Source organism: Actinoplanes sp. ATCC 53533 (genome assembly GCF_003947245.1).
In genome coordinates this window covers 1-2,771 of the sequence record NZ_QHHV01000360.1, presented here as the reverse complement: position 1 = coordinate 2,771, position 2,771 = coordinate 1, and the positions used below count along the sequence as shown (strand labels likewise).

Sequence of the window (2,771 nt, the reverse complement as noted above, 5' to 3'; positions counted from 1 at the left end):
CCGAACTACGGGGAGCGCTCTCCCTACTTTGCGTTACTCTGAGTTGCCCAAGGTCGCCGTCGCGGTCCCGGAAAGGTGCCGCAGACCACGTGTCGCCGGCGCCGAGCCGGGAATCAGTAGGGGTGACGGCGGGTTGAGAACGCACGTAGGCCAATTTCCCGTGGCCTTTTTCCCGTGGACGGAGAGATCATGGCGACCGTTGCGCTGACCACAGAGAATTTCGACGAGGTGACCGGCAAGGGCGGCATCGTCCTGGTCGACTTCTGGGCCAGCTGGTGCGGGCCTTGTGTCCGCTTCGCGCCGACGTACGAGCGCTCGTCGGAGAAGCACACCGAGATCACCTTCGGCAAGGTCGACACCGAGGCGCAGCAGGAACTGGCCGCGAAGTTCGACATCCGCTCGATCCCCACGATCATGGCAGTGCGCGACGGCGTCATCGTCTTCTCGCAGCCCGGCGCCCTCCCCGAGTCGGCGCTCGAGTCCCTGATCGACCAGGTCGAGAAGCTCGACATGGAAGACGTGCGCAAGCAGCTGGCTGCCAACAACCACTGACCCCTCGGGGTCACCGGCGCCGCGGACCACAACCGGTCCGCGGCGCTTCTTTTCTTTCGGTACGCCCCCCGGTGCGGGTAGACAGTGGATCGAACATGTGTTCGAATCTTCGCCATGCGATGGTCACACCTGTCGGCCCCGGCCAACGATGAGTCGCTCCTGGGCCGCCGGGAGGACCCGCTTCTGGACAGGGCAGCGTCGGCGGCCCCACCCCTGCCGCTGGCGCTGCCCGGCGCGGTCGCCCGCACCTTCGACACACCCGGGTTCGCCGGCATGACGTTCTACGAGATCCGGGCGAAATCCCTCATCAGCCGGGTCCCCAGCACCTCGCGCCTGCCGTTCCAGTGGACGGTCAATCCCTACCGGGGCTGCTCGCACGCCTGCTCCTACTGCCTGAGCGGCGACACCCCGATCCTGCTCGCCGACGGCTCGGCCCGCCCGCTGTCGCAGGTGCAGGTCGGCGACGCGGTGCTGGGCACGATGGGCGCCGGCCCGCACCGGCGCTATGTGCCGACCACAGTGCTCAACCACTGGACCACCACCAAGAAGGCCTTCCGGGTGACCCTGGCCGACGGCACGCGCCTGGTGTCCAGCGGAGAGCACCGGCTCCTCACCGACCGCGGCTGGCGGCATGTCAGCCCGGCCGAGACCGGCCTGCCGGCGCTGGCGGTCGGCGACCGGCTCTCCGGGGTCGGGCGCCTCGCCGACCCGCCGAAGGAGTCCCCCGACTACCGCACCGGCTTCCTCTGCGGCCTGGTCCGCGGCGACGCGGGCGCACCGGCCGGCGCCCGCGAGAGCGACGCGTGGACCCGTGCGGATTCCTACCTCGAAGACATCCCGCTCCACGTCGCGCTGCGCTGGCCGGAGCTCCCCTCCGGCAGCTGGCGTCGCGGCTTCCTGGCCGGCGCGTTCGGCGCGACCGGCTATGCGGACCGGCTCGCCGTCGTCTTCACCAGCCGCGACAACAGCTTCCTCGACCGCATCACGGACGCGCTGACCCACCTGGGCCTGCCCAGCCGGCGCCCGCCGCATCCCCAGCTCGGCGAGGTCTACTCGGTCGAGGTCGCCCGCGACCTGTGGGCGGCCCTGCGCTTCCGCCACCTGACCGGGGTCAGTGCGGCGCCGCTGGACGCGGCCGGCGTCGGCGTGCGCAGCGAGGCCCAGCTCACGGTCGCCGACATCGAGGATCTCGGCCTGACCCTGCCGCTCTACGACATCACCACCGGCACGGGCGACTTCATCGCCGACGGCGTCGTGAGCCACAACTGCTTCGCCCGCAAGACCCACACCTACCTCGACCTGGACCCGGGCCACGACTTCGACTCCAAGGTGGTCGTCAAGGTCAACGCCGGCGAGCTGATCCGCCGGGAGCTCGCGGCCCCGAAATGGTCCGGGGCACCCATCGCGATGGGCACCAACGTGGACGTCTACCAGCGGGCGGAAGGCCGCTATCGCCTGATGCCGGGGATCTTGGCGGCGCTGCGCGACTTCGCCAACCCGTTCTCGATCCTGACCAAGGGCACGCTGATCCTGCGAGACCTGGAGCTGCTGCGGCAGGCGGCCTCGGTCACGGAGGTCAGCCTGTCGATGTCGATCGGCTTCGTCGACGAACGGATGTGGCGCGCGGTGGAGTCGGGCACTCCGAGCCCGCGGCGCCGGCTGGACGCCCTCGCCCGGCTGGCCGACGCCGGCTTCTCGGTGGGAGTCCTGATGGCCCCGATCCTGCCGGGCCTGACCGACTCGGACGAGTCCATCGAGGAAACGGTCGCCGCGATAGCCGCGGCCGGCGCGGCCAGCGTCACGCCACTGGTCCTGCACCTGCGACCGGGCGCCCGAGAGTGGTATGCCGCGTGGCTCACCCGGGAGCATCCGGAGCTGGCCCCGCGCTATCGCGAGCTGTACGGCAGCGGGTCGTACGCGCCACAGACCTTCCAGAAGGAGCTCGGCGCCCGGGTGCGGATGGCGGCTCGCCGGCACGGGCTGCACCGGGCCCAGCCGGGCGAGGCGCGGACGGCGGGCGCAAACGAGGCACCCGCAGCGGCCTACTCCGCTGCGGACGCGACAGACAACGCGCGTGAACGCGTGACGGGCCGCGCGGTGGAGCCACAGCAACTGACCCTGCTGTAAGACTCTCCCGCGCCGGCCGCCCAAGTGCCCGTGCCAAGAAGGCTCTCCCGCGCCGGTCGCCCAGATGCCCGTGCCAAGCCCGTGCCAAGAAG

2 protein-coding genes are annotated in these 2,771 nt (G+C 70.9%); both read left to right on the top strand.

What is annotated here, in order from left to right; all coding sequences use genetic code 11:
- The first annotated feature begins 189 nt into the window (after positions 1-189).
- The gene (trxA, locus tag DMB66_RS57135; protein WP_125812352.1) at positions 190-552 is read left to right on the top strand and encodes a thioredoxin; all 363 of its coding nucleotides are present in this window, start codon (positions 190-192) and stop codon (positions 550-552) included.
- Between the two features lie 114 nt (positions 553-666).
- Positions 667-2,679 carry an intein-containing Rv2578c family radical SAM protein gene (locus DMB66_RS63285; protein WP_125812351.1) on the top strand — a complete coding sequence of 671 codons (2,013 nt, stop codon included), beginning with the start codon at positions 667-669 and terminating at the stop codon, positions 2,677-2,679.
- Positions 2,680-2,771 lie beyond the last annotated feature (92 nt).